Genomic DNA, 25,583 nt, shown 5'->3' with positions numbered 1-25,583 from the left:
GGGTGTCTCCCTTTGGCCCTACTTTGGCGATACCAGTGACAGCCCAGAGCCGATAACCCTACGCTAAACATAGGTACTACAGCCAACATTTACCCAGGGGATGACGGCCATGCGGCTACGCACAACAAATGCTCCAGGCCCTTGCCGCACAGCCCTCAACACACACGGTGGCCTAGCCAACGGGGAGAAGAGCGACATTCCCCACAATCGGCATTCGTTGACACTTTGAGGCAGGTAGTTCAGCCATGCGACTGACAGTAAGCAAACTCACCGTACGCTATCGGAATAAGACCGCCGTCAACGCCGTGGACTGGGACTTAGGCCCCGGCGTCCACGCGCTACTGGGCCCCAATGGTGCTGGGAAATCCTCCCTGCTGAGCACGCTGGCTACGCTACGCAAGCCGACGTCGGGAAGTTTTTCCATTGACAGACGCACCGGCGCAGACGTGCGACGCACCCTGGGGTATTTGCCCCAAGACAATCTGGGCAAATCCCGCATGACAGTCACCGAGCACCTGACCTATATGGCCTGGCTCAAAGAAATCCCCGAACACCACACGCCCGAGCATATCCAGGAACTTCTGGCAATTGCCGAGCTTGAGGATCAAGCACATAGCCGAATCTCAGCACTTTCTGGAGGCATGCGCCGCCGAGTGGGTATTGCCTCGGCATTGGCCGGGCACCCCCAGCTAGTCATCCTGGATGAGCCCTCAGCGGGATTAGACGTCGCGCAGCGAGATCGCCTGCGCTCCATTGTCTCCCGCGTTGCCCAAGGCGCCACGGTCATCGTGTCTACACACATCGTCGAAGATGTGCTGTCCATTGCCGATACCTTGACGGTGATGAATAAAGGACAGTTCATTTACGTCGGCCCCTGGGAAGAATTTGGGGCAGGGCGTGATCTCGCCGCGGTAGAACAGCGGTATTTGCAGGCGGTGGCCCGATGAGTGGGAACCGCATTTTCTTGCGCCAGCACTGGGTGATCCCCACTGTGGTGCTCACGCTCATGGTGGGGGTGAGTATCCGGGTAATAAATCTTCTGAGCGCTGATAGTCAAACAGACATTGCGCAGCTGTGGATAGCCGGAGCAAGTGGCCTGGTTCTCATGACGCTTTTTGCCCATGAGACACCATGGGACCCGATCGCACCGCGATCCTTGGCACTCAGGCGCGGGATCCTCGTTGCAGTCAGCCTTGTGACCGCAGCGATCATTGCCGCTGCCGCCTACCCCACTAATTTCACTGATTTTGGTCTCGTCGCTACGTTTCGCAGCATTCTTGGGCTGTTGGGGCTAGCGCTTATTTCCCGTAGTTTCGTTCCCCAAAACCGCATGTGGGTGGCCCCGGTTGTGGCCACCGTGGCCTCGATGACCTTTGGTTGGCCATGGAACGCCCCGACGTCCCATTCTGTCTGGGGCGCCCTGCGTGCACCTGGCACCTGGCGCATGCACGGCGGCGGATGGGACGTGAGCCTCCTTGTGTGTGCAGCAGTTTTTGTTTTAGGCACGGTTTTATATCTACGAAATAGTTCTTTTGCATTCACAACACCCGCGACCGCACACGGAACACACCATGCGGTGCAGCGTTCTCCGCGCAAGTATCTCCAACACGGATTAGCCAGCGCTAGCTACAGAAATATACTGCTGGTCACTTCTGGGCTTCTCACGGCAGTGACCATGTTTTCGCTTGTGAATTCGTGGGGCGCGAGCCCACGGATGATGAGCAGTGATAACTTCCAGGCCGCATCAAGTCTCATCACACCTGTTATTGCACTGGCGGGCGTGATGATAGGCAACACCAGGCACCGCATCGAGGTGACCGCGTGGGAGCGCACGTCCCCCCGGCACACCGCACGCATTGTGTTGCTGATTGTCCGCCCGTTCCTCCGCGGCGTGGTCATCGTGTTTATTCTTTCTGTACTCATCCTGGGCGCAGCGTCGCTATTCGGCGCACTGCATGGTGGGATGCCAATCTCTACCGGGCTCAAAGACCTGGGAAGTAGTGCCGCAAGTCTTGGCCTGCTTCTGATTGTTTGGATCCTGTGCGGCCTCATCGGCCTACTTGTTGGATGGTACGTGCCCACCTTGTGGGTAGCCCCGGCAGTTTTCGCCGTGGCACTCGCGGGGTGCTACTTCATCACAACATCGCTGATTAGCCCGAACACAGACCGTGATCAGGCCCGCGCTTACGGGTACACCAGATGCGAACGCTTTGGCCCCCACGGGGAAGTCTGTGCCGCCGACTCCAACATTCCCTATCTCCAGCCTGCGGCAAAGACTCTTGACACGCTGGTGAGTTCTTCTGCCTACGCCCAGGAGCTCCCCACTCAAGTGCGCCTTCACAATCGTGGCGCCGCACTGCGGGAAACCCCGGAGCCGCGGCTATCCCTCACCCTGGAAGGTCAGCGCAGATTGCTGCCCCCTCAGCGCCTCGATGACACCGTGGTGCGCACCCAGCTTGCCAACAGTGTGGCAGAATTGTGCGATTCCTCCCTCATGGGACCGCTGACCACCGCTTTTGATACTCCCGCGGGTACCTCCACGGATCCGCAGATCAGTTCTTCCCTAGCCCGGATAAACCAGTGCTTCAGCGCTCCCGCCCGCGGGGAGACGGGGCGTCGATAAGCGAAAAGCGAGCTAGCGGCGCCGCAGGTAGCGCAGGAGGCCGCTGCCCACGATGCCTGCGGCAATGCCCAGCCCGGCAGCGGTGGAGGTGGTCACGCCCTCCGGGCGGATTTGGGTGCGCACGCGCACGACGGCGGGCTCCGGTACCGGCTGCACAGCCAGTGCCAGGGATTCCTCGGTGGTGGCGGCCCAGGCAGACACATACAGCACCACGCGCCAGATGAGGTACATCACCACCATCAGACCAATGATTGGGCCGAAGGTCGCGCCGGCCGGGTTGGACAGCGCATTGGAGGCAAACAGGGAGCCCAGCTGCTTAATGACCTCGAATGCGATGGCGCCGATAACAGCGGCAAAGAATCCTGAGCGGCGCGGCACGCGGGTGCGCGGGAGGAACATAATCATCCAAGACATCACAAGGAAGTTGGCCAAGACACCGACGAGGATGGCAACGAGGTTGACTAGCAGGAAGATCCCGGGGACATCGTCAATTCCCATCCGCGCGAGAATGCGTTCCGTCAACCCGGACGACCCCACCGCCGTAATACCAAAGGCCACCGCGAAGGACACGAACAGGCCCAGCAGCCCCACCAAGTCCAGCAGCTTTTTCTTCACAAAATTTCCGTCCGTGGGATCCAGACGCCACATCTTGGATACGCCGTAGCGCAGGTTGTTCATCCAGCCCAGCCCGGACCACAGCGCCGTGATTGCACCCAAGCCGGCGACCGTGCCGCGCTGGTCAATCGCAGTTTCTAGCACTTGATTGACGGTGTCTCCCAGCTGCCCATCCAGGGAATCTGTCACCGCGTTTTGGATACGATCAAAAAGATCCGGATTCGCAGCCAGAGCGAACGCCAAAATAGCAACCGCCAACATGAGAATCGGGAAGATCGCCAACACCGAAAAATAGGTAATTCCCGCAGCGTATTGGTTACCGCCCATGGAGCTATAGCGGTCCTGCATGCGCATGATGTGGTCGAACCAGCCCCACTTTTCCCGCAGCTTATCCACCATGCCGGGGTCATCTTTATGTACCCGCTCGATGCCGTATTCATCAGTTTTTGATTTATCTGAGCTAGTCACGGTAGCCATGGCGGGGCGGTTCTCCTCGTATGGGTCTAAGCGGGTGCGCGCGTGGCAGGCAAAGCGCCGTCACTGCGCGCACTGGGCGGGTGGGACGCACTGCAGGCAGTGCAGCGGACTACGGGTACTGCGGAAATAACGCTAACGGTGCCCAGCATATCGCGGTACACCGGGGTGTGCGGGCGCGGCCTTAATCCCCTTCGCCGGTACCAGTGCTGCTCCGGCGGAAAGGCCCACGCGTGAGCCTATGCGCGCCGCCGCGGAGGCAGGAAGCCCACCTTGTCATAGACCTCCGCTAAGACCTCAGAAGCCACGGCAGAGGCCGCCTGCGCGCCGCGGTCAAGAATGCGCTCCAGCTCAGCCGGATCCTCCATGAAGGAGTCAAACTTGGCTTTCAGCGGTGCAGTAAAGGCCTCTAGGGCGTCAGCGGTGTCGACCTTGAGCGCGCCATAGCCCTTGCCCTCATAGCCGGCCACCAGGTCTTCAATGCTGGTACCTGTGAGCGCCGACTGAATGGCCAGCAGGTTGGACACTCCCGGTTTTGCCTCGCGGTCAAAGGCGATGACGCCATCATTGTCCGTCACCGCGGATTTAATGCGCTTGGCGGAGGTGCGCGGCGGGTCCAACAGGTTGATAATGCCCTTGGGGTTATCGCCAGACTTGGACATTTTGGCGGTGGGGTTTTGCAGGTCATACACCTTGGCAGAGCCCTGCGGAACAAAGCCCTCCGGCACGACAAAGGTGGTGCCGTAGCGGGAGTTAAAGCGCTCCGCCAACGTGCGGGTGAGCTCGAGGTGTTGGCGCTGGTCCTCCCCCACCGGGACGAGTTGTGGGCGGTACAGCAGAATATCCGCCGCCATGAGCATGGGGTAGGAAAACAGCCCGGCGGAGGTGCGGTCGGCGCCGCGCTTGGCGGACTTGTCCTTAAATTGGGTCATCCGGGAGGCTTCACCAAAGCCAGTCATACAGGTGAGCACCCAGGCGAGTTCGGCGTGGGCGGGGACCTGGGATTGCACAAAGAGGGTGGAGCGCTCCGGGTCAATGCCTAGCGCCAGCAGCTGTGCTGCTCCGGCGATGGTGCGATGGCGCAGCTCGGTGGGGTCCTGGTCCACGGTGATGGCGTGCAGGTCCGGGATGAAGTAGTACGCGTCATAGGAGTCTTGCAACTCGATCCACTGCTTGAGTGCTCCCAGGTAGTTGCCCAGGTGGTAGGAGTCCGCGGTGGGCTGGATTCCGGAGAGGACGCGCTGTGGGGCGCTGGTTTCAGCGGTGGTCTGTGCAGTCATGGGTTTCAGCATATCGCCCGGAGCCGAAAGGTAAGTGCGGTGGTGCGGTGGCGGGCCGGCAACGTGGGCGCGACCCGCCGGTGGGCCTTGCGCCAGCTACTTGACCCCTACTATGGTTACCTATGTACCTAGGTAACCAGTACACCCCAGAGCTCCAGCGATGCAGACACTCCACGGAGCCAACTCAGCCCCATCCCACGCAGAAAACCCCACACAGAAACAGAAGTAAGGAGGTGACCCATGGCATCCGACCCTCGTCCCATCTATATCCAGATAGCCGCAGGCATCGCCGACCAAATCGCCGCCGGCCTGCTTGGCCCCGGCGATAAGGTCCCCTCGACCAATGAGCTTTCCGCTTTCCATTCCGTCAACCCCAACACGGCCGCGCGAGCTCTCAACCAGTTGGCCGAAGACGGACTAGTAGAAAAACGCCGCGGAATAGGCATGTTTGTCCTTCCCACTGCCCGCGACACGGTGCTCAAGCAGCGGCGCACCACGCTGGCGGCGGACTTTATTCGCCCCTTGCTCAACGAGGCCGCCGCCCTGGGCTTAAGCCCCGAAGAATTGTCCATGCTCATCGATGAAGAAAGGCACCGGGAGCAATCATGAGCACCACTCTTAATCTGAGCCACGCGGTGGATGCCCGCCGCGTGCTCAGCCCTGTGTCCGTGAGTTTTGGGCCCGGATGCCACGGCATCATTGGCCCCAACGGCGCGGGCAAAACAACCCTGCTTCGCCTGGCCACTGGCTTGATGGAGCTACGTTCCGGCGAGCGCACGGCGGCGTCGGCAGCCATGGCACACGCGGCCTCGGATGCGGCACTCGTGGGCGATACGATCGGGGATCATTTCAGCACTGCCGCTGCGGTGTTTCCCCGCTTTCAGCGCGAGTGCGCCACCGAGGTCATCGCACCACTACAGCTGACCGACCGCAGCGCCATCCGCACATTGAGTGTGGGGCAACGCCAGCTCGTCGCAGTAGCCACCGCCGTGGCTGCTCACACCGAGATCATGGCGCTTGATGAGCCCTTCACCGGACTGGACGTCACATTGCGCACGCACCTGCGCGCGGTGTTGCTGAGCATCACACAGCAAGGCGCGACCGTGTTGATCAGTTCCCATCGCGCCGAGGATCTCTCCGGACTCATTGATGACATCACGGTGGTATCCGGGCGACGCGTTCGCACCCCACTGTCCATCGACGAGCTGCGTGCCTACTACCCCACCGTCGAAGGTCCCGCGGATTCCGTCACCGCATTCATCGGCACTGCCACCGTGCTCAGCGACGCCCACTTGGGCGGCCTCCGGCGAGTCACCTTAGCGGTGGACGCGCCCCTGGGACCACCCCCTACCGGCGTCCGCGTGAACATCGCCGATGACGCCGATGCCATCAACGCGGCCGTAACCCACTACGCCGCTGCACAGAAAGGCTAGCAGTCATGACATCATGGAAACTGTTTTTCCTGCCCATCAGGCAACCGGCTGCCGTTGGGCTAGGTGGACTCATCCTTCTTACGCTTTTGACCATGCTGCCCCACACTGGCTTCCTCTATGCCGTGGTGTTTTTCCTTCTTGCTCCGGGTGTCTTGGTAACCCTGTGGGCACTTGCTGCATCGCGCAGCCTGGGCGTCATTCACATGGGAGTAAGCCCGACGCGCTGGTGGCTGATCAACACGGGGTGGGCGCTGATCATCAGCGCTGTCCTAGCGCTGCTAGCCGGGCTGTCCACCGTGTATACCAATCAGGATGCGAACGATTTCAGGCAGTCGGTGATTATCACGAAGATCCCGGATCACATCGCGGAGTCGTATGCCGATGCTGTTGTAGGGCCACACAACATGCCTACCGTCGTCCCCGGGCAGTCGGCTTCTGATCTAGTCTTCCTCGGCGATAAACCCATCGCCATGTTTCTTGCCACCTGCGCGGGGTTGGCTACCATCTTCTTCGCATCCGCCGCCCTGGGAATGCTCATCGGTGCGCTGCGGCGCTACACGGGGGTCACGGTGGTCATTGTCACCTTGATAGTTCTGGTGATCGGGTACGTGGTAGCGATGTCGCTGATGACGCGCGCCATGGTGAGCTTTGAGGCCCCCGTCCCCGGCCTCTTTATCGCCCTCGCTCCCCTGATTATCGTGGGGCTTCCCGGCTCCTGGTGGGCGCTGCATCGCGGCAGGCGAACAGCGCCGCAACCCGCCTAGAGCTTCTTAGAGGTGGGGGAATTGATGTCCGCCATGACGCCGAGGGCCCAGACGGCCATGCCGATGCCTACTGCCACCACAGCGATGGTGAACATGCCGGCGATGGTGTGACCGACCATGGAGGTGAGATAGAAGCCTCCCACGGCGATGGCGGCACCGAGCACAACGAAAATGAGTGACTTAACCACTGAGCTTTTTCCTATCTATAGCAACCAAGACAACGGTTCCTACTATAGGTTGCAGTGGCAAATAAATCACTTTTCACCCCCGTTGGGTTCAGGCGTACCGCACACTCAGCGGGGCATGATCGGACCAGCGCATTTCCACGCTTGCGGCCTTGTCCACCCACGTCTCTTCTGCGCGGTCCAGCATCGCCCGGGTTGCCAGCTGGTAGTCAATGCGCCACCCGGCGTCATTGTTGAAGGCCTGGCCCCGGTAGGTCCACCAGGTATACGGGCCATCGGCCTGCGGGTTGAGCCTGCGGGCCACGTCGAACCACTGGGCGTCGGCGGCCGGAACGCGGGCCGCACCACCCGCGTAGTCCACGGCGCCAGCCCACGCGCCTGCGCCCTCCACCTGGGAGGCCTCGTCGGGGTAGGTGCCCACCACCGCGTCCATGAAGGCGCGCTCGTCAGGCAGGAAGCCGGACTTCTTCTGGTTAGCCTTCCAGTTTTTGAGGTCCTGGCGGCGGTGGCAGATGTTCCAGTCCCCGCCGATGACCATGTTCGGGTAGTCGCGGGCACGCTGGTCAAGCACGTCGGTGAACTCGTCGAGGAAGCGGTACTTTTCATCCTGCTTGGCGGTATCAGCCGCGCCGGAGGGCAGGTAGAGGGAGGCCACCCGCACGCCGGTGCCGTCGAGTGTGGCCTCCACCCACCGACCGGAATCGGTGAAGGATCCGAAGCCCACGGAGGCGTCGATAAGCGGGATGCGCGAGAGGATGCCCACCCCGGCGCGCCCCTTGGCCGCCGCCGGCGCCCCAATATAGGTCCACCCGGCATCCAACGCCGGGGCAAGCGCCGCGCGTGACTGTTCCTCGGTGGCGCGCACCTCCTGAAGGAGAACCACATCGGAGGGGGCGTTTTTCAGCCAGTCCAAAAGCCCCAGGTTGTCCTCGCTGCGCTGCTTGGTGGCCGCCCGAATGCCGTTGACGTTAATGCTGGTGATGGTTAAAGCCATGCCCACCAGCGTATCTATGGCCGTGCGGCGGGCCAACAAACGCAGGCTCCGGCGACTTCACGTAGAGTTGATTCCTGCGACTAACGGACGCCTTACCTAAAAGAGTCCTGAAACTCACCTTGAATTTCGAATCCCCATTGTCGAGCCGACACACCAAGGAGAATTCCCATGCACCTACGCAGTGCCCGCCGTCTCACAGCACTCGCCGCCACCGCAGCAGTGACCACCGGGCTTGCCGCCTGCGCCACTGATTCCGGATCGTCGACGAACGCTTCCGACGCCGCCGGCTCAGACACCGCCGAGACCATCACCATCAACCACGCGCTGGGCACCACCGAGATCAAGGGCACCCCCAAGCGCGTTGCCACGGTCGCCTGGATGAACCACGAGGTTCCGCTGGCCCTGGGCGTCATGCCCGTGGGCATGTCCAAGGCCACCTGGGGCGATGAGGACGGCGACGGCATGATGCCGTGGGTCAAGGACAAGGTTGCCGAACTTGGCGGCGATACACCGGTCCTCTTCGACGAGACGGACGCACTGCCCTTCGAGCAGATCGCCAACACCAAGCCCGACGTCATCTTGGCCTCCTACTCCGGAATCACCAAGGAAGACTACGAGCAGCTATCCAAGATCGCCCCCACCGTCGCCTACCCAGAGCAGGCCTGGGGCACCAACATGGAGCAGATGATCGAACTCAACTCCAAGGCGATCGGCAAGGAAAAGGAAGGCAAGAAGCTCCTCGAAGACTTGAACAAGCAGGTCAAGGACGCCTTTGACGCCCACCCAGAGTTCAAGGACAAGAAGGTCATGATGTCCGGCTTCGCCGGGGATGACAAGCCCAACATGATCGGCTTCTACACCTCCCACGACTCGCGCGCCGGGTTCCTGGAGCGCGCCGGCTTCGGGGTGCCCGACATTGTCAAGAAGACCTCGGACAAGGAGAAGGGATTCTGGGCAGAAATCTCCGCCGAAAACCCCGATGAGTTCTCCGACGTCGACGCCATTGTTGCTTACGGCACCGGAGATAAGGCCAAGGATGAAGAGATCCTCAAGGGCCTTCAAGCCGACCCGCTGCGCGGACGCATCCCCGCCATCCGCGACGGCCACGTGGTCTTCCTGGGCAACGGCACCCTGGCCAGCGGCGCCAACCCCTCCCCGCTGTCCATCCCCTACAACCTCAAGGAGTACTTCGACGCCATCGCCCAGGCACTGAAGTAACCTCCCACCCCCGCGTCCCTGTCACTCCACCCCCGCATTCACCGTGAACACAGCCTCCCGCGTGACCACCGTCGCCGTGCTGACCATCCTGATAGGGCTGGCAGCCGTGGCCTCGGTGGTCTTTGGCGCCCGCGACATTGCGCTTGCCGACGCCCTCTCCGCCCTCACCGGCGCCACCGACACCGTCAATCAGGCCGCCGCCGGCGCCCGCATCCCCCGCACCGTCATGGCCGTAGCCATCGGCGCGGCACTGGCCGTCTCCGGCACCACCATGCAAGCCGTCACACGCAACCCGCTGGCGGACCCCGGCATCTTCGGCGTGCTCTCCGGAGCGTCGCTGGCAGTGGTCATCGGCATCACCTTCTTTGGCCTCTCCCAACGTCTGCCCACCATGATCGTGGCAGTGGTGGGATCAGCCGCGGCGGCAGTCTTCGTCTACGCCGTAGGCTCCCTAGGCCGCGGCGGCGCCACCCCCCTCAAGCTTGCCCTCGCCGGGGCGGCCACCACGGCGGCCGCCTCTTCCCTAGTAAGCGCCATCTTGCTGCCCCGCGCCCAAGTCATGGACCGGTTCCGGTTCTGGCAGATCGGCGGAGTCGGCGGAGCCTCCTGGCAAGACCTGGCCACCGGACTGCCGCTACTCGCCCTTGGCTTTGTCATCTGCTGGGGCTGCGCCTCCGGGATGAACTCGCTGGCCCTCGGCGATGACGTGGCCACCGGGCTGGGCGTCAACGTCCTACGTGCCCGGCTGATCTCCTCCCTGGGAGCGGTCACGCTGTGTGGCGTGGCCACCGCGCTGGCTGGCCCCATCGCGTTTGTGGGCCTGGTGGTCCCCCACGTCATGCGACTACTCACCGGAACCGACCACCGCTGGCTGGTACCCATCAGCGCCCTGTGCGGGGCAGTGCTGCTGCTGAGCGCGGACATCGTGGGAAGAGTGGTCACCCGCCCCTCCGAGGTGGCAGTAGGGATCATCACCCCCATCATCGGCGCCCCGCTATTCATTTGGATTGTTCGCCGGCACAAGGTGCGTGAGCTGTGAACCAACCTGTTAACAATGCTGGAACCGCCGACGCTAGTGCTGGTGCTGGAATCGGCGCTGAGACGCCAGAGATCGCCGCGCTGCGCAGCGCCCGGCGCGCCCGCATGCTGCGGCGCGTGGGCGTGGGTATCGCCCTAGCCATTCTGGCCTGCGCGTTGTACGCCGCAAGCCTGCTCATTGGGGAAACCTGGTATTCCCCCGGCGAGGTCATGCGGGTCATTCTGGGACAGACTGTCCCCGGCGCGTCCTACACTGTTGGGGAACTGCGGCTCCCGCGCGCCACCTTAGGTTTGGTAGCCGGCGCCGCTTTCGGCGCGGCCGGCGTGATCTTCCAAACTATGCTGCGCAACCAGCTGGCCTCGCCGGACATCATCGGCATCTCCTCCGGCGCCTCCGCCGCCGGGGTGACCGCCATTGTGGTGCTGCAATACTCCCAGACCATGGTCTCCCTGGTAGCCCTGGTGGGCGCGCTGGGCACGGCCGCGCTGATTTACCTGCTGTCCATCAAGGGCGGGTTTGCTGGCACGCGGCTGATCCTCATCGGTATTGGTGTTGCCGCCATGCTCAACTCGGTGGTGTCTTATGTGCTGTCCAAGGCCGCGGCATGGGACCTGGTCACCGCCACGCGCTGGCTGACTGGTTCGCTCAACGGGGCGACCTGGCAGCGGGTGATACCCGTGGCGGTGTGCTGCGCGGTGCTGCTGCCCACCATCACGGTGTTTTCCCGCCAGCTTGGCCTGCTGCGCCTGGGTGATGATTCCGCCCAGAGTCTCGGGGTCACCCCGGGGCGGGTGCGGGTGGTGGCCATTTTGGCGGCCGTCGCCCTGGTGGCCATGGCTACCAGCGCCTGCGGGCCGATCGCCTTTGTGGCCTTCATGTCTGGGCCCATCGCCTCACGGCTGGTGGGCCCTGCGGCCAATCTGGTTATTCCGGCAGCATTGGTCGGCGCGGCGCTGGTGCTGGGTGCGGACCTGCTGGGCCAAAACCTGCTGGGTACGCGCTACCCGGTGGGTGTGATCACCGGCGTGCTCGGTGCCCCGTACCTGATTTATCTTCTTGTCCGTTCCAATCGATCGGGGGCGTCCCTGTGAGCGATAACGCTGTTTCTCCAACCGCCGGCACGCCGGCACACGATTCGCCGGCGCTGGGCCGGGCGGGCTCCCACGAGCTGACTGCGCACGGGATCTCGCTTGCCTACGGTGAGCGCAGGGTCGTCGATAAGCTGGATTTGGCTATCACTCCCGGGGCGGTGACCTCGATCATCGGACCCAATGGTTGCGGGAAGTCCACGCTGTTGCGGGCGCTGTCGCGGCTGCTGGCACCCACCGCTGGTGAGGTGACCCTCGACGGGGTGGCGCTGCGGGAGCACCGGCCCAAGAAGCTGGCGCAGACGCTCGGATTGCTGCCGCAAACGCCGGTGGCCCCGGAGGGCATTGTGGTCGCTGACCTGGTGGGACGCGGCCGGCACCCGCATCAGGGCCTGTTTGGGCGCTGGTCCCGCCACGACTATGAGGTGGTTGCCCACGCCATGGAGGTCACCGGTACCGCCGAGCTTGCGGAACGCAGCATCGACGAACTGTCCGGCGGACAGCGCCAGCGCGTGTGGATCGCCATGGCCATCGCCCAAGAGACGGACATTCTGCTGCTCGACGAGCCCACCACCTACCTGGACATTGCCAACCAACTTGAAGTCCTTGACGTGCTAACGGACCTAAACAGGCAGCGCGGCACCACCATCGTCATGGTGCTCCATGACATGAACCTGGCGGCGCGCTACTCAGACCGGCTGGTAGCCATGGCCGGCGGGCGGCTAGTGGCCAGCGGCACCCCCGAGGAAGTCATCACCGCGGCGTCTATGCGCGAAGTCTTTGGCATCTCCTCGGTCATCGTCCCCGATCCCGTCTCCGGAGGGCCCCTGGTCAGTCCCGAAGGGCGCCACCACGTCAGCCGGTAACCGCTGGCTAGCCCCCTACCCCCCGGTCCTCCATTGAGTCACTGAAAGCCAGGTGTCTGACCTTCCCATGTCCACCTCTCCCGCATCCCGCAGGCCGTCCGAAGCGTCGGTGGCTGCGTCGCCCGTGCCGCCGGAGCCCGTGCCGCCTGTGCCGCCGGAGCCCTCGCCCGCGCCCTACGCCATTACCCCCATGATCGTGGAGTCGGCCGAGCAGATCAGCCCGCATTTCATGCGGGTGGTGTTCGCCGACCCGCACAGCGCCATCATCGGCGATGACTGCCCCCGCGATCGGCGCATCAAGATCGTGATCCCCGACCCCACAACAGGGGCACTCCCCGCACTATCCGATGGCCCCGACTGGTACCAGGAGTGGCTGGCCATCCCCGACGGCCAGCGCGGGATCATGCGCACCTACTCCGTGCGCGCCCTCGAACACCTCCCCCACGCCACCCGCATGACCGTCGACTTTGTGCTGCACTGCGTCCCGGGAGCAACCGGGCCGGCGGCAGCGTGGGCAGCGCAGGCGCGCCCCGGTCAGCGGGTCATCATCGCCGGCCCGCGACGCGGCTACGCCGACCTGGGCGGCATCGAATTCCTTCCCCCCGACCACGCCACCAGCTGGATCATGCTGGGCGATGAAACCGCAGCACCCGCCATCGCCCGGACCGCCGAAGACCTCAACGACACCCGCCTGCGCGCCTACATCGAGATACCCACAGCCGAGGACGCCCTGCTTATCGACGCCCCCCGCCCCACCGTCAGCTGGCTCCCGCGCGGCAAGCACGACCGCGGCGTCGTCCTCCACAACGCCCTCGACGACCTATTGGCTTCGGATCCCGATGCCCTCGGACCACAGACCTACGTGTGGATCAGCGCGGAGTCCGGGGTGGTGCGCGCCCTGAAGCGGCGCCTGGATGACCGGCCCAAAGACATGCTGACGTTTATGGGGTACTGGCGCCGGGGTGTGGCCATGCGCAGCTAGGCGCGGAGGCGGCCGCGTCAGCGGCTGTGGTGGTGTCTGTCGCGACGGCCGTGGCGGGGCCCGTGGCGGCGGTTTTCTACCCCCGAACCGGAAAACGCCGGTATCGTGGGTGCACGAACCCGCGCGGGTTTTTATGTTCAGTTGAGAATCTTTCACAGAGATAAGGAGTCATCCATGCCCACGATCGTGTGGACTCGTACTGACGAGGCCCCCTTGCTGGCAACGTACTCACTCAAGCCCATCGTGGAGGCCTTCGCCTCCACCGCCGGTGTCGACGTGGAAACGCGGGATATCTCCTTAGCCGGACGCATCATCGCCCAGTTCCCGGAGCGCCTGAGCGAGGACCAGCGCCAGAGCGACGCGCTTGCGGAGCTTGGCGAGCTTGCCACCACCCCGGAAGCAAACATCATCAAGCTGCCCAACATCTCGGCTTCCCTGCCGCAGCTCAAGGCAGCCATCAAGGAACTCCAGGCCGCCGGTTTTGACCTCCCGGACTACCCGGATAACCCCAGCACCGACGAAGAGCAGCAGGCCCGGGCCCGCTATGACGCCGTGAAGGGCTCCGCCGTCAACCCGGTGCTGCGCGAGGGCAACTCCGATCGCCGCGCCCCGCAGGCCGTGAAGAACTTTGTGCGCACCCACCCCCACTCCATGGGCGAGTGGTCGGCCGACTCCAAGACGGCCGTGGCCACCATGGACGCCGGGGACTTCCGCCACAATGAAAAGTCCGTCATCCTCCCCGAGGCGGACACCGTGAGCATCGTGCACGTGGCCGCCGACGGCACCGAGACCGTCCTCAAGGCGGAGCTGCCCCTGGAAAAGGGCGAGGTCCTGGACGCCACCGTGTTGTCAGCGGCCGCCCTCGACGAGTTCCTGGCAGCCCAGGTCGCCCGCGCCAAGGAAGAAGGCGTGCTGTTTTCCGCGCACCTGAAGGCCACCATGATGAAGGTCTCTGACCCGGTGATCTTCGGCCACGTGGTGCGCGCCTACTTCAAGGACGTGTTCGCCCAGTACGGTGACGCGCTCACCGCCGCGGGGCTGACCGGGGAAAATGGCCTGGCCGCCATCTTCGCCGGCCTGGAGGACCTGGAGGGCGGCGCCGAGATCCGGGCAGCCTTCGACCAAGCTCTGGTCGACGGCCCGGATCTGGCCATGGTCAACTCCGCTAAGGGGATCACCAACCTGCACGTGCCTTCCGACGTCATCGTCGACGCCTCCATGCCGGCGATGATCCGCTCCGGCGGACACATGTGGAACAAGAACGACGCTGAGCAGGACACCCTGGCTGTCATTCCCGACTCCTCCTACGCCGGTGTCTACCAGGCGGTTATCGAGGACTGCAAGGCCAACGGCGCCTTCGATCCCACCACCATGGGCACGGTTCCCAACGTGGGCCTGATGGCCAAGAAGGCTGAGGAGTACGGCTCCCACGACAAGACCTTCATCATCGACGCCGACGGCCGCGTCGAGGTGCGCACCTCCGCCGGCGAGGTCCTCCTGTCCCACGACGTTGCCGCCGCAGATATCTGGCGCGCCTGCCAGACCAAGGACGCCCCCATCCGCGATTGGGTCAAGCTGGCCGTCAACCGCGCCCGCACCTCCGGGATGCCCGCCATCTTCTGGCTCGATCCGGAGCGCGCCCACGACCGCAACCTCATCGACCTGGTCAACACCTACCTGGGCGAAGAGGACACGGAAGGCCTGGACATCCGGATCCTGGATCCGGTGGAGGCCACCAAGGTGTCCATCGAGCGCATCCGCCGTGGCGAGGACACCATCTCCGTGACCGGCAACGTGCTGCGTGACTACAACACGGACCTGTTCCCCATCCTTGAACTGGGAACGTCCGCAAAGATGCTGTCCATCGTTCCGCTCATGGCCGGCGGCGGACTGTTTGAGACCGGCGCGGGCGGCTCAGCACCGAAGCACGTCCAGCAGGTCCAAGAAGAAAACCACTTGCGCTGGGATTCCCTGGGCGAATACCTGGCCCTGGCGGAGTCCCTGCGCCACATCGGCACTGCGGAAACCCGCACGCTTGCCGACGCCCTCGACTCCGCCACCGAAACCCTCCTCACCGAGGGCAAGTCCCCCTCCCGCAAGGTCGGCGAGATCGATGACCGCGGCTCCCACTTCTGGCTGGCCACCTACTGGGCGAAGGCCCTGGCCACGCAGGAAGACAACCAGGATCTTGCCGCAGCGTTTGCCCCCGTGGCCGCCGCGCTGGAGGAAAACGCCGACGCCATCGACGCGGAGCTGCTGGCAGTCCAGGGCTCGCCTGCCGATCTGGGCGGCTACTACTACCCCGACGACGCCGCCACCACCAAGGTCATGCGCCCGTCGGAGACCTTCAACGCGATCATCGATGGAATCAAGGAGTAGCCACTACAACCGACATTTCCCGAGGTCACACGCCTGCCGCGCAAAAAGATGACAGGCGGCAGCCGCAGTGCTACAGTAGCAACTGCTTGTAAATATCTCACTCATACTGAAGCCCGTCGGACCACCCGGTTCGGCGGGCTTCAGTCTTGTGCATGACAGGCCCCTTCCTGCACGGCCTCCCTGCACGGCCTCCCTGCACGCCCTTCCTGCACGGCCTTCCTGCACGCCCCTCCTGCACCCCTTCCGCACGCCCCTCCTGCACCGTGTGACTGGTGGGATTAACACGGTGCACAAATCACCCCCGAAACGCGCCCTTTTTACCCCCGAAAGCGCACTCACCCAGTCACACCAGTCACACGGTGCATGGGGGCGCACCCCGGGGCTCGCAATACCCGCGAAACACGCCACACCCGGACACACAATCACGCACCCACTCACCGGATCACCCCTCCAGTCCCACTAGCCCCACAAACCCATCCGTGATTGTTTAAAGCATTCCGCGGGGTTTCCACCCGCTGCGGACGCCCTTGCTCCGTCGATCCGCCCACCCCTGTACGCGCCCCTCTCCGCTCCTACCCCGTCCCTCCCCCTCCTTGCACCGTGTGACTGGTGGGATTAACACGGTGCGTAAAACACCCCCGAAACGCGCCCTTTTTACCCCCCGAAAACGCATTCACCCAGTCACACCAGTCACACGGTGTATGGAGAAGAGCCCCGGCGACGCACACCACCCCACCCGGGGCGCACACCAAGGCATGGGAGGACGGCGCGAGGGCACCACGGCGACGGCGGGACGTCCGGCCCGCACGCTAGGGCCATCGGCTACGATCCCTCCCATGCACGCTCGTCGTTTTTCTCTCGCCCTGGCCACCGTGTTGGTGGGCCTATCCGCCGCTACGCCTGCTCTCGCCGAAACCCAGCATGCGTACACCATCACCGCAGATAAGGATGCTGGGGTGTGCAAGGTCAACCCGGCGCAGGAGGATTCGCCAATCGTGGAGTTTTGGGCCCGCCTTCAGGCGGATGCGGCTGCCCAGCGCCTCGGTGAGCTTGAAGCGCAGGTGCCGGGCATCAAGCCGGCCATTGAGGCCTATGACCACCAGCAGCCGGGCGCAAAGAGCCCGGGCGAGCTTCAAGAGATGCTCACCCGGGCTGGCGCGGCGGAGGGCGTTGGGATGTTGGCCCCGCACCGGTCCGCAGCCGCCGATGGTGTCCCCGGCGCAGAGACTCAGCCGGCCGAGCTGACCTACACCGCGGAAGAGGCCCAGGCCGCCGCGGACAAGATTGCGCAAGATCCCACCCGGACGGCGCAGGATTCCTTGGCGGCGCAGGCGGCGTCAGGGCTGCGCATCGCCACCATTGAGCAGGAGCTGTTTACTCAGCGCTCGGACGAGTTTGCGCAGCTTCAGCAGCAGCTGCGCAAGGATCTCACCGGGTGCGCCAAGGAGCTCAAAGGGACGCCCGTGGGGTGGTACGCCCTGGGCGCGGTGGTTGCCCTTGGGGTGCTGGTGCTCATCGTGGTGGCGGTGAGCAATGCGCGCAAGGGTAACCGCCATGGGCGTCGCCAAGCGGCGCGGTGACCCTTCTAGCAGCAGCGCGCCCCCGGGTTGGCGTCCTGTTCGGCCCAGCGGTTGCGCCAGAATTCGCGCTCGGTGGGCACGGGGGCGTCGGGGTGGTGGGCGCGCAGGTGTGCGACGTAGCGCGGGTAGTCCTGCTCACCCATCATGGCGCCGAGGTACCAGCGCACCGCTTTGAGTGCGCGGATCATGCGTGCCCCGCGGTGGCGGCGAGTTCATCGTCACCCTGTGCTTGCGCTACTCGCTTTTCGACGTCGGTTGCCATCATGCCGGCGGGAGCGAAGAAGTTGGAAGCGCTGTAGGGTTCCTCGCTGGTTTCCGCCTCTTCGCCGCGACTGTGCGCGCGGATGGTGCGCACGCACACCACCGCGGCGGCGATGACAACGACGAGGACAAGCACCGCGAACAGGACGCTGAGCAGGCCCTGGACGAGGGTGTTGCGCACGACGGCGTCGATAGCCTCCGGCGAGGTGGCGGTACCGAACTCGGTGAGGCCCTGGTTTGCGGCGTCGCGGAAGCGGGTGTGCTGGGCCCAGTAGCCGATCGACGGGTCGGAGGAGAAGATCTTCTGCCAGGACGCGGTCATGGTCACCAGCAGGTCCCACACCAGCGGGACGCCGGGGATCCAGGCCCACTTGTACAGGCGCTTCTTTACAACGACCACGAGCACCAGGGACAGTGCGATCGCGGCGAGCAGCTGGTTGGCGATGCCGAACAGCGGGAACAGCACGTTGATGCCGCCCAGCGGGTCGGTCACGCCCATCAGCAGGATCGCGCCCCACAGGCCGCACACCACGATGGTGGAGATCCAGTTGCCCACGGTCCAGGTCTGGTCGTGGAAGCGCTTCAGGCCGGGGATGTTGCCCAGGGTGTCGGTCATCATGAAGCGGGCGACACGGGTGCCGGCGTCCACCGTGGTGAGGATGAACAGGGCCTCGAACATGATGGCGAAGTGGTACCAGAAGGCCTTGAGGGAATCCGCACCAAACAGCTGGGTGAGAATGTCCGACATGCCGAACGCCAGCGTGGGTGCACCGCCCGTGCGCGAGATGATGGACTCCTCGCCCACCGCCTGCGCCGCAGCGACCAGGTCCTGCGGGGTCAGGTCATTGCCCGGCAGCCCGATGGAATCCACCCAGGCTGCGGCCGTGGCCGGATCCCCGCCGGTCAGCGTGGTGGGGGCGTTCATGATGAAGTACATGTGGCGGTCAATGATCACCGCGGTGATTAGCGCCATGATGGCCACGAAGGACTCCATGATCATGGAGCCGTAGCCGATCATGCGCATCTGAGATTCCTTCTCCACCAGCTTCGGGGTGGTGCCCGAGGAAATCAGGGCGTGGAAACCGGACAGCGCGCCGCAGGCGATGGTGATGAACAGGAACGGGAAAATCGAACCGGAGAAGACCGGGCCGCCACCGTGGATGAAGTGGGTCACGGCCGGCATTTCCACGTCGGGGCGCACGATGATGATGCCGATGGCCAGCAGCACGATCACGCCGATCTTCATGAACGTGGACAGGTAGTCACGCGGGGCAAGCAGCAGCCACACCGGCATCAGCGCGGCCACCATGCCGTAGATGATCAGGCACCAGGCCAGCGCCACCTTGGACAGGGTGAACATCTCTGCACCCCAGGTGGTGTCAGCCACCCAGCCACCGGCAATGATGGCCAGCAGCAGCAGGACGACGCCGATGGCGGAGACCTCCACGATGCGCCCGGGACGCAGGTAGCGCATGTACACGCCCATGAACAAGGCGATGGGGATGGTCATGGCGATGGAGAACACGCCCCACGGGCTGTGCGCCAGCGCATTGACCACGACGAGCGCCAGGACGGCGATGATGATGATCATGATGGCCATCACCGCAAGGATGCCCGCAGCACCGCCGATGGTGCCCATCTCATCGCGCACCATCTGGCCCAAGGAGCGGCCCTTGCGCCGGGTGGAGATCCACAAGACCAGGTAGTCCTGGACGGCGCCGGCGAAGATGACGCCCAGCACGATCCACAGCGTCGAGGGCAGGTAGCCCATCTGCGCGGCCATGACGGGTCCGACCAGCGGGCCGGCGCCGGCAATGGCGGCGAAGTGGTGGCCGAACAGAACGCGACGGTCCGTGGGCACAAAGTCCTTGCCGTCAGCGTGCTCCTCGGCCGGGGTGGCGCGGTCATCGCGTGGCTTGACCACCTTGTAGGCGATCAGCCGGGCATAGAACGTGTAGGCGATGATGTAGGAGCCGACGGCGGCGCACACGATCCATACGGAGTTGACGGTCTCTCCGCGGCTCAGGCCGACCATGCCCCAGCCGACGGCAGCGATGATGGCAATGACCATCATGACAATGCGGGAGGTCACCGAGGGGCGCCGGGTGTCTTCCACCCCGACGATGTGCCCGGTGTCCTTATTGCGCAGGAGTCTGACCCCCTCGGGGGTCTGAGGTACCTCCGGGGGTGCGGCTACTGCCATGGTGTTTATACCTTTCACTTACGGTGCCGGGCCGCGAACTGTCCGCATATTGTGTGCCCCGCAGGGGCACTCGCTGTCAGTGCGATGGCACGCAGTCACGAGGGCGCTGTGACGGCCCTTACTATTGCCCCTCCCACCGTACACGTCAGACGTCCTTGGTACTACATTTGCACACGGACTGAAAACCCTGGTCAAGCAGTACGACAGTACCGTAAGAGCAGATCTGGGGAGGATTTTTATTCACGGGCTCACCTTGGAGTTTGGCCGGCCCGGCCACAGCACCGTCGCACTAGACAGCTTGGTTCATTACGGTCGCCTGCATACCCCCGCACCGCCCACCACGACGCACTGCATCCCTCAGCCCCCGCGGCAACGGCAGCACGGCAGCAACCGCAGCACCGCCACAAGGCAACAGCCGCGAGGACCCGCAGGGATAGCGCACGCGCCGCACGCACGGGGCGTCGGTAAGCACGAAAACAGCACCAACCACAGAAAGCCGCAGGCCACCCCCATGACCACCAAGTATGACAACTCACAGGCCGCCAACTGGGACTTTTCCACCCGCTCCATCCACGCCGGCCAGCCCGTCGACTCCGATACCGGCGCGCGCAACCAGCCGATCTACCTCACCTCCTCTTACGTCTTTGACTCCGCCGAGCACGCCAAGGAGCGCTTCGCCCTGGAAAACCCGGGCCCCATCTACTCGCGGCTGACCAACCCCACCACCGAGGTGCTGGAAAACCGCCTGGCCTCCTTGGAGGGCGGCACCCACGCCGTGGCCTTCGCCTCCGGGCAGGCTGCGGAGACCGCCGCGATTTTGAACGTCGCCGGCGCCGGGGACCACATTGTCACCTCCCCGCGCCTCTACGGCGGCACCGAGACGCTGTTCCAGTCCACGCTGGCGCGCCTGGGCATCGAGGTCACCTTCGTCGAGGAGCCTGATGACCCCGCCTCCTGGGACGCCGCCGCGCGCCCCAACACCAAGGCCTTCTACGCGGAGACCTTTGCCAACCCGCAGGCAGACGTGCTGGACGTGCCGGCCATCGCCGAGGTCGCCCACGCGCATCTGGTGCCGCTGATTGTGGATAACACCATCGCCACCGCGGCTGTGGTGCGCCCCTTGGAACTCGGCGCGGACGTGGTGGTGGCCTCGCTGACCAAGTTCTACACGGGCAACGGTTCCGGCATCGGCGGCATCCTCATCGACGGCGGCCACTTCGACTGGACCGTCGAGCGTGACGGCGAGCCGATCTTCCCCACCTTTGTCAACCCCGATCCCGCCTACCACGGCCTGAAGTACGTGGACTTGGGCGACGTCGCCTTTGGGCTCAAGGCCCGCGCCGGCCTGCTGCGCGACACCGGCGCCACCCTGTCCCCCTTCAACGCCTGGGTCACCCTCCAGGGGCTGGACACGCTGTCCCTGCGCGTGGAGCGACACAACACTAACGCTGACGCGGTGGCCCACTACCTGGACAAGCAGCCGAAGGTGACCAAGGTCAACTACGCCGGGCTGGAGTCCTCCCCCTGGTACGCGGTCAAGCAGAAGCTCGGCCTGGACTACACCGGCTCCGTGCTGTCCTTTGACATTGAGGGCGGGCGCGAGGAGGCCTGGCGCTTCATCGACGCGCTCAAGCTGCACTCCAACCTGGCCAACATCGGCGACGTGCGCTCCCTGGTCGCCCACCCGGCCTCCACCACGCACTCGCAGTCGGATGAGCACGGCCTGACCCGCGCCGGGATCAGCCAGTCCACCATCCGCCTGTCCGTGGGGCTCGAGGCCATCGAGGACATCCTCGCGGACCTGGACCTGGGCTTCGCCGCCCTGTAGGCCGTAGGTCGCCTGTTAGAAGCCCTGGAGAAAGCCCGAGTAGCCCGCCATGCCCCACCTGCCCGAACCGGGACGCTTAAGCGTCTGCCCCATCGGCGACGTCCGCACCGAGGCCGGCGCCATCATTGCCGACGCCCACATCGCGGTGCGCCGCTGGGGCCACTTCCGCACCGACGAGGACGGCTGGTCCAACGTCATACTCGTCGAGCACGCGCTGACCGGCGATCCCAACGCCGCCAGCTGGTGGGCAGGGCTCATCGGGCCCGGGCTGGCGCTAGACACCAACCGCTACTGCGTGGTGTGCACCAACGTCATCGGCGGCTGTTCGGGATCCACCGGCCCGGCCAGCCCGCACCCCGACGACGGGCGCGCCTGGGGCTCGCGTTTCCCCGCAATCTCCATCCGCGACCAGGTCACCACAGAAAAACAGCTTCTCGACGCCCTGGGGCTCACCCGACTGCGCGCCGTCATCGGCGGATCCATGGGCGGCGCCCGCGCCCTGGAATGGGCCGCCATGTACCCGGACTCCCTAGCAGCAGCCGGGGTCTTCGCCGTATCCGCGCGGGCGTCCGCCTGGCAGATTGGCATCCAGGCAGCCCAAATTGACGCCATAGAAAACGACCCCGCCTGGGCCGGCGGCGACTACTACGACACCGGGGCCACGCCGCTCGACGGCCTGGCCACCGCCCGGCGCATCGCCCACCTGACCTACCGCGGTGAGCTCGAAATTGACGAACGCTTTGGCACCGCCGCCCAGCCGGGCGAAAACCCCCTCGGCGCCTATCGACGCCCCGACCAGCGCTTCGCCGTGGAAAGCTACCTGGACTACCAGGCCGCACGGCTGACCGAGCGCTTCGACGCCGGCTCCTACGTGGTACTCACCGACGCCCTCAACCGCCACGACATCGGCCGCGGACGCGGCGGGCTGAACAAGGCCCTGGCCGCCATCACGGTCCCCGTGCTCGTCGCCGGAGTGGACACGGACATCCTCTATCCCTACCACCAGCAAGAACACCTCTCCCGCAACCTGGGCAACCTGCTGAGCATGGCCAAAATCGTCTCCCCCGTGGGCCACGATGCCTTCCTCACCGAAACCCGCCAGATGGACCGCATCCTGCGCGGCTTCCTCCAGCGCATCGACCCCACAGCGCCGGACACCACGGGCAGAATCGAGTACTACATCTAGGAGACCACAGCAGGCTGTTGTTCGGGGCACTGAAACTACGCAGCCAGCCGAGCCGGTAAAGACCCACACATCCCCCTGTGCGGCTCAGTCATGCACACGGAAAGGCGCATGAATGCTGCACGCATTCCCATCATGAGGCCACCATCCGCGAAGAAATTCCACTGCGCACAAGAAGGATGATGGATCACGATGTGTCGCACAAACACGCATTGCCAGCACCGCGCTCAGCGCGCGCAATCATTTTTTCCCGCAGCTGCCCTCGCCACCAGCACTAGCAGCAGAGCCGTGGCCACCACAGCGGCGATCGGTGGACCGAAGGCCAGATCTACATTGATGCCAAAGACCTCACCGTTGATGAGTTAACCACCCGCACCAGCGCAGGCGCACAGGACGCCTAAGGCGTTTATTGCCAGCTCAGCCTGGAGAAATGCTGTCCCCTGTGCAGCGCGCACACCAATGGCCACAATCAGACACGCAAGCTGAATAAGAAGGGCAAGACTATAGGCGAGAACTATTCCGGTGCCCTTTGCCGGGGAGGGAATCCACCACACGCACGCAGCGGACCCGAGGAGTGCACAAGGATATCCACTGACTACACGTGCTTCGCAAGCGACCGTATCATTCTTGGCCCCTCATCGACCATGGCAGGACGCAGATTTCCTTTTTCACCACTCGGCAGAGGGCTGCGCCGGCACCACGGGGGACAGCGCCGGGCGTGCGAAGAGGGTCGATGGGGCGTCGACAAGCGATGAGCCACGAACGAACAGCCGAACGCGAGTGCCGATCCTGGGACACGCTAGCTGCCCAGCGAATCAACGGACAGCGCTAAAAAGGACATCGCGAAGCCGGTGGCGGCAGCGAACAGTGCGTCAAAGCGGCGCGAGCGCACCGCAAAGACGCCGACAATCCGCGAGTCGCACACCAGACGCACCACCGCCAGCCACAGCATGGCCACCCCCAAAGACAGTGTGGCGCGCCGCCAGTGGTCGGTGAGCGCAAAGACTGCCGACGCCGCCGCCACGGCCACAAACGCCGCCACCCCAGCGCGCTGCACGCTCACCGGAATCCGGGAGGGCCGCAGCGCCACATCGTGCGGGTTGTGCAGCGCCTCGGCGCGGGTCGCAGGGCGCACGCTAGGCACCGGCACCCGCCAGCGCCTCGGCGCGCTCCACGATGTTTTCCAGCAGGAACGTCCGCGTCATGGGGCCCACGCCGCCGGGGTTCGGGGAAATCCAGCCGGCCACGTCCCACACGTCCGGGGCCACATCGCCGGTGGTCTTGCCATCCACGCGGGACACGCCGACGTCCAGGATCGCCGCACCCGGCTTGACCATGTCCGCGGTGAGCATGTGCGGCTTGCCCGCCGCGGCGATGATCACGTCCGCCGCGCGCGTCTCTGCGGCCAGGTCCTTCGTGCCGGTGTGGCAGAGGGTGACTGTGGCGTTCTCGCTGCGTCGGGTGAGCATGAGGCCGATGGGTCGGCCCACCGTCACGCCGCGGCCGATGACCACCACCTTCGCCCCGTCGAGCTCCACGCCGAAGCGGCGCAGCAGGCTGATGCACCCATTGGGGGTACACGGCAGCGGGGCGGGCTCACCAAGCACCAGTTTGCCCAGGTTGACCGGGTGGAGGCCGTCGGCGTCCTTGGCCGGATCGATGCGCTCAAGCACCGCGTTTTCGTTGAGGTGGCGCGGCAACGGTAGCTGGACAATGTAGCCGGTGCAGGCGGGGTCCACGTTGAGTTCATCGATGACCGCGTGCAGCTGCTCCTGCGTGGTATCGGCAGGAAGGTCCCGGCGAATCGAGGTGATGCCCACCTGCTCGCAATCGCGGTGCTTCATCTTCACGTAGTTCTGGCTGCCCGGGTCCTCGCCCACCAGCACGGTGGCCAGGCCGGGGGTCACCCCCTTGTCCTTCAAGGCCGCCACCCGGGAGGTGAGGTCCTCAATCAGCTCAGAGCGATACAACTTGCCGTCAAGTTTTTGCGCAGTCACGGTGCCCATTATCCCCACCTGAACCGCGCATCTCAATGCCACCGCCCACACGGCAGGCGCATGGGACCCGCAGAAATCGGGGCGCGCACAAGCACCCTCCTAAAATAAAGACCATGGGCCAGCTGCTGCACGTCATCTTTGATAACCCCGTCATCCCCGGAAACACCGGGAACGCCATCCGCCTGTGCGCCAATACCGGCGCCCACCTGCACCTGGTCGAGCCGCTGGGGTTCAACTTTGATGACCGCCACCTGCGCCGCGCGGGACTGGACTACCACGACCTTGCTGAGGTCACCATCCACCCGGACCTGGATTCCTGCCTGGCGGAGCTGCCGGGCGCCAGGGTCTTTGCCTTTACCGGACACGCCACCACGTATCACCACCAGATCTCCTATCAACCCGGCGACGCGCTGCTTTTTGGCACCGAGCCCACCGGGCTGCCGCAAGCCCACATGGACCATCCCCGAGTGACCGAACTGGTGCGCATCCCCATGCTGCCCGCCCGCCGCTCCATGAACCTATCCAACGCCGCGGCCGTGGGGGTCTTTGAGGCGTGGCGCCAACTGGGATTTGCCGGAGGTGTGTAAAACC

The 25,583-nt window shown here is 64.6% G+C and carries 23 protein-coding genes; 15 read left to right on the top strand and 8 right to left on the bottom strand.

The features are described 5' to 3' along the window. Positions 1–245: 245 nt before the first annotated feature. Complete coding sequence (locus LH390_RS02580) at positions 246–947, top strand: ATP-binding cassette domain-containing protein (RefSeq protein ID WP_227280729.1); 702 nt, start codon at positions 246–248, stop codon at positions 945–947. A 158-nt stretch (positions 948–1,105) separates the two neighbouring features. Beyond that, the gene (locus LH390_RS02575) at positions 1,106–2,623 is read left to right on the top strand and encodes an MFS transporter (RefSeq protein WP_227280730.1); all 1,518 of its coding nucleotides are present in this window, start codon (positions 1,106–1,108) and stop codon (positions 2,621–2,623) included. 12 nt (positions 2,624–2,635) lie between these two features. Here the strand turns inward: LH390_RS02575 and LH390_RS02570 are convergent, their stop codons facing one another. Further along, positions 2,636–3,715 carry a YhjD/YihY/BrkB family envelope integrity protein gene (locus LH390_RS02570; protein WP_227280731.1) on the bottom strand — a complete coding sequence of 360 codons (1,080 nt, stop codon included), beginning with the start codon at positions 3,713–3,715 and terminating at the stop codon, positions 2,636–2,638. 236 nt (positions 3,716–3,951) lie between these two features. Further along, entirely contained in the window at positions 3,952–4,992 is a 1,041-nt protein-coding gene (trpS, locus tag LH390_RS02565; RefSeq protein WP_227280732.1) for a tryptophan--tRNA ligase, read from the bottom strand. 240 nt (positions 4,993–5,232) lie between these two features. Between trpS and LH390_RS02560 the strand changes: the two genes are divergently transcribed. The 3 genes from LH390_RS02560 (at position 5,233) to LH390_RS02550 (ending at position 7,189) form a co-directional block, all read left to right on the top strand. Beyond that, complete coding sequence (locus tag LH390_RS02560; protein WP_227280733.1) at positions 5,233–5,601, top strand: GntR family transcriptional regulator; 369 nt, start codon at positions 5,233–5,235, stop codon at positions 5,599–5,601. Then, positions 5,598–6,425, top strand: coding sequence for an ATP-binding cassette domain-containing protein (locus LH390_RS02555; RefSeq protein WP_227280734.1), 828 nt, complete (start codon positions 5,598–5,600; stop codon positions 6,423–6,425). The genes LH390_RS02560 and LH390_RS02555 overlap by 4 nt, the downstream gene beginning before the upstream one ends. A 92-nt stretch (positions 6,426–6,517) precedes the next feature. After that, entirely contained in the window at positions 6,518–7,189 is a 672-nt protein-coding gene (locus tag LH390_RS02550; protein ID WP_227280735.1) for a hypothetical protein, read from the top strand. Here the strand turns inward: LH390_RS02550 and LH390_RS02545 are convergent. Both LH390_RS02545 and LH390_RS02540 read right to left on the bottom strand, forming a co-directional pair. Further along, entirely contained in the window at positions 7,186–7,377 is a 192-nt protein-coding gene (locus LH390_RS02545; RefSeq protein ID WP_227280736.1) for a hypothetical protein, read from the bottom strand. The genes LH390_RS02550 and LH390_RS02545 overlap by 4 nt on opposite strands. Before the next feature lie 88 nt (positions 7,378–7,465). Beyond that, positions 7,466–8,368, bottom strand: a complete 903-nt coding sequence (locus LH390_RS02540) for an exodeoxyribonuclease III (protein ID WP_227280737.1) — start codon at positions 8,366–8,368, stop codon at positions 7,466–7,468. A 168-nt stretch (positions 8,369–8,536) separates the two neighbouring features. On the opposite strand from LH390_RS02540, the gene LH390_RS02535 reads away from it, so the two are divergent. The 7 genes from LH390_RS02535 (at position 8,537) to LH390_RS02505 (ending at position 17,520) form a co-directional block, all read left to right on the top strand. Further along, positions 8,537–9,586, top strand: coding sequence for an iron-siderophore ABC transporter substrate-binding protein (locus LH390_RS02535; RefSeq protein ID WP_227280738.1), 1,050 nt, complete (start codon positions 8,537–8,539; stop codon positions 9,584–9,586). 43 nt (positions 9,587–9,629) lie between these two features. Continuing rightward, positions 9,630–10,625: a FecCD family ABC transporter permease gene (locus tag LH390_RS02530; protein WP_227280739.1), complete on the top strand. Its 996-nt coding sequence runs from the start codon at positions 9,630–9,632 to the stop codon at positions 10,623–10,625. 104 nt (positions 10,626–10,729) lie between these two features. Further along, positions 10,730–11,716 carry a FecCD family ABC transporter permease gene (locus LH390_RS02525; protein WP_227282651.1) on the top strand — a complete coding sequence of 329 codons (987 nt, stop codon included), beginning with the start codon at positions 10,730–10,732 and terminating at the stop codon, positions 11,714–11,716. Positions 11,717–11,769: 53 nt separating this feature from the next. Further along, positions 11,770–12,579, top strand: coding sequence for an ABC transporter ATP-binding protein (locus LH390_RS02520; RefSeq protein ID WP_227282652.1), 810 nt, complete (start codon positions 11,770–11,772; stop codon positions 12,577–12,579). Between the two features lie 67 nt (positions 12,580–12,646). Then, positions 12,647–13,561 carry a siderophore-interacting protein gene (locus LH390_RS02515; RefSeq protein ID WP_227280740.1) on the top strand — a complete coding sequence of 305 codons (915 nt, stop codon included), beginning with the start codon at positions 12,647–12,649 and terminating at the stop codon, positions 13,559–13,561. A 174-nt stretch (positions 13,562–13,735) separates the two neighbouring features. After that, complete coding sequence (locus tag LH390_RS02510; RefSeq protein WP_227280741.1) at positions 13,736–15,940, top strand: NADP-dependent isocitrate dehydrogenase; 2,205 nt, start codon at positions 13,736–13,738, stop codon at positions 15,938–15,940. An 836-nt stretch (positions 15,941–16,776) separates the two neighbouring features. Then, positions 16,777–17,520, top strand: a complete 744-nt coding sequence (locus LH390_RS02505; protein ID WP_227280742.1) for a hypothetical protein — start codon at positions 16,777–16,779, stop codon at positions 17,518–17,520. Positions 17,521–17,525: 5 nt separating this feature from the next. Here LH390_RS02505 and LH390_RS02500 read toward each other — a convergent pair whose 3' ends face one another. Next, the gene (locus LH390_RS02500) at positions 17,526–17,708 is read right to left on the bottom strand and encodes a YbdD/YjiX family protein (RefSeq protein WP_227280743.1); all 183 of its coding nucleotides are present in this window, start codon (positions 17,706–17,708) and stop codon (positions 17,526–17,528) included. Then, positions 17,705–19,984 (bottom strand): carbon starvation CstA family protein, encoded by a 2,280-nt coding sequence (locus tag LH390_RS02495; RefSeq protein ID WP_227280744.1) that lies wholly within the window; start codon positions 19,982–19,984, stop codon positions 17,705–17,707. Before LH390_RS02495 ends, LH390_RS02500 begins: the two co-directional genes overlap by 4 nt. 511 nt (positions 19,985–20,495) lie before the next feature. Between LH390_RS02495 and LH390_RS02490 the strand changes: the two genes are divergently transcribed. Together LH390_RS02490 and metX are read left to right on the top strand one after the other, a co-directional pair. Further along, positions 20,496–21,812, top strand: a complete 1,317-nt coding sequence (locus LH390_RS02490; RefSeq protein ID WP_227280745.1) for an O-acetylhomoserine/O-acetylserine sulfhydrylase — start codon at positions 20,496–20,498, stop codon at positions 21,810–21,812. Between the two features lie 49 nt (positions 21,813–21,861). Then, positions 21,862–22,998, top strand: a complete 1,137-nt coding sequence (metX, locus tag LH390_RS02485; RefSeq protein WP_227280746.1) for a homoserine O-acetyltransferase MetX — start codon at positions 21,862–21,864, stop codon at positions 22,996–22,998. Positions 22,999–23,794: 796 nt separating this feature from the next. Here metX and LH390_RS02480 read toward each other — a convergent pair. Next, a complete protein-coding gene (locus tag LH390_RS02480) occupies positions 23,795–24,139 on the bottom strand; it encodes a DUF3017 domain-containing protein (protein WP_227280747.1) in 345 nt (114 codons plus the stop codon). Further along, a complete protein-coding gene (locus LH390_RS02475) occupies positions 24,132–24,992 on the bottom strand; it encodes a bifunctional methylenetetrahydrofolate dehydrogenase/methenyltetrahydrofolate cyclohydrolase (RefSeq protein WP_227280748.1) in 861 nt (286 codons plus the stop codon). The genes LH390_RS02480 and LH390_RS02475 overlap by 8 nt, the downstream gene beginning before the upstream one ends. Before the next feature lie 113 nt (positions 24,993–25,105). Between LH390_RS02475 and LH390_RS02470 the strand changes: the two genes are divergently transcribed. Next, entirely contained in the window at positions 25,106–25,579 is a 474-nt protein-coding gene (locus tag LH390_RS02470; protein ID WP_227280749.1) for a tRNA (cytidine(34)-2'-O)-methyltransferase, read from the top strand. The last annotated feature ends 4 nt before the right edge of the window (positions 25,580–25,583 follow it).

The organism is Corynebacterium uberis (genome assembly GCF_020616335.1).
Classification (GTDB): domain Bacteria; phylum Actinomycetota; class Actinomycetes; order Mycobacteriales; family Mycobacteriaceae; genus Corynebacterium; species Corynebacterium uberis.
Note: the sequence above shows the minus strand (reverse complement) of the source record. Positions and strands in the feature narration are given on the sequence as shown.

Excerpts from the sequence above, each read along its gene's own strand:
- LH390_RS02540 (WP_227280737.1), bottom strand. The coding sequence starts at position 8,368 with ATGGCTTTAACCATCACCAGCATTAACGTCAACGGCATTCGGGCGGCC.
- trpS (WP_227280732.1), bottom strand. The coding sequence starts at position 4,992 with ATGACTGCACAGACCACCGCTGAAACCAGCGCCCCACAGCGCGTCCTC.
- LH390_RS02495 (WP_227280744.1), bottom strand. The coding sequence starts at position 19,984 with ATGGCAGTAGCCGCACCCCCGGAGGTACCTCAGACCCCCGAGGGGGTC.
- LH390_RS02525 (WP_227282651.1), top strand. The coding sequence starts at position 10,730 with ATGCTGCGGCGCGTGGGCGTGGGTATCGCCCTAGCCATTCTGGCCTGC.
- LH390_RS02550 (WP_227280735.1), top strand. The coding sequence starts at position 6,518 with ATGCTGCCCCACACTGGCTTCCTCTATGCCGTGGTGTTTTTCCTTCTT.
- LH390_RS02515 (WP_227280740.1), top strand. The coding sequence starts at position 12,647 with ATGTCCACCTCTCCCGCATCCCGCAGGCCGTCCGAAGCGTCGGTGGCT.
- LH390_RS02510 (WP_227280741.1), top strand. The coding sequence starts at position 13,736 with ATGCCCACGATCGTGTGGACTCGTACTGACGAGGCCCCCTTGCTGGCA.
- LH390_RS02470 (WP_227280749.1), top strand. The coding sequence starts at position 25,106 with ATGGGCCAGCTGCTGCACGTCATCTTTGATAACCCCGTCATCCCCGGA.
- LH390_RS02490 (WP_227280745.1), top strand. The coding sequence starts at position 20,496 with ATGACCACCAAGTATGACAACTCACAGGCCGCCAACTGGGACTTTTCC.
- LH390_RS02560 (WP_227280733.1), top strand. The coding sequence starts at position 5,233 with ATGGCATCCGACCCTCGTCCCATCTATATCCAGATAGCCGCAGGCATC.
- LH390_RS02570 (WP_227280731.1), bottom strand. The coding sequence starts at position 3,715 with ATGGCTACCGTGACTAGCTCAGATAAATCAAAAACTGATGAATACGGC.
- LH390_RS02575 (WP_227280730.1), top strand. The coding sequence starts at position 1,106 with ATGACGCTTTTTGCCCATGAGACACCATGGGACCCGATCGCACCGCGA.
- LH390_RS02555 (WP_227280734.1), top strand. The coding sequence starts at position 5,598 with ATGAGCACCACTCTTAATCTGAGCCACGCGGTGGATGCCCGCCGCGTG.
- metX (WP_227280746.1), top strand. The coding sequence starts at position 21,862 with ATGCCCCACCTGCCCGAACCGGGACGCTTAAGCGTCTGCCCCATCGGC.
- LH390_RS02580 (WP_227280729.1), top strand. The coding sequence starts at position 246 with ATGCGACTGACAGTAAGCAAACTCACCGTACGCTATCGGAATAAGACC.
- LH390_RS02505 (WP_227280742.1), top strand. The coding sequence starts at position 16,777 with ATGCACGCTCGTCGTTTTTCTCTCGCCCTGGCCACCGTGTTGGTGGGC.
- LH390_RS02535 (WP_227280738.1), top strand. The coding sequence starts at position 8,537 with ATGCACCTACGCAGTGCCCGCCGTCTCACAGCACTCGCCGCCACCGCA.
- LH390_RS02500 (WP_227280743.1), bottom strand. The coding sequence starts at position 17,708 with ATGATCCGCGCACTCAAAGCGGTGCGCTGGTACCTCGGCGCCATGATG.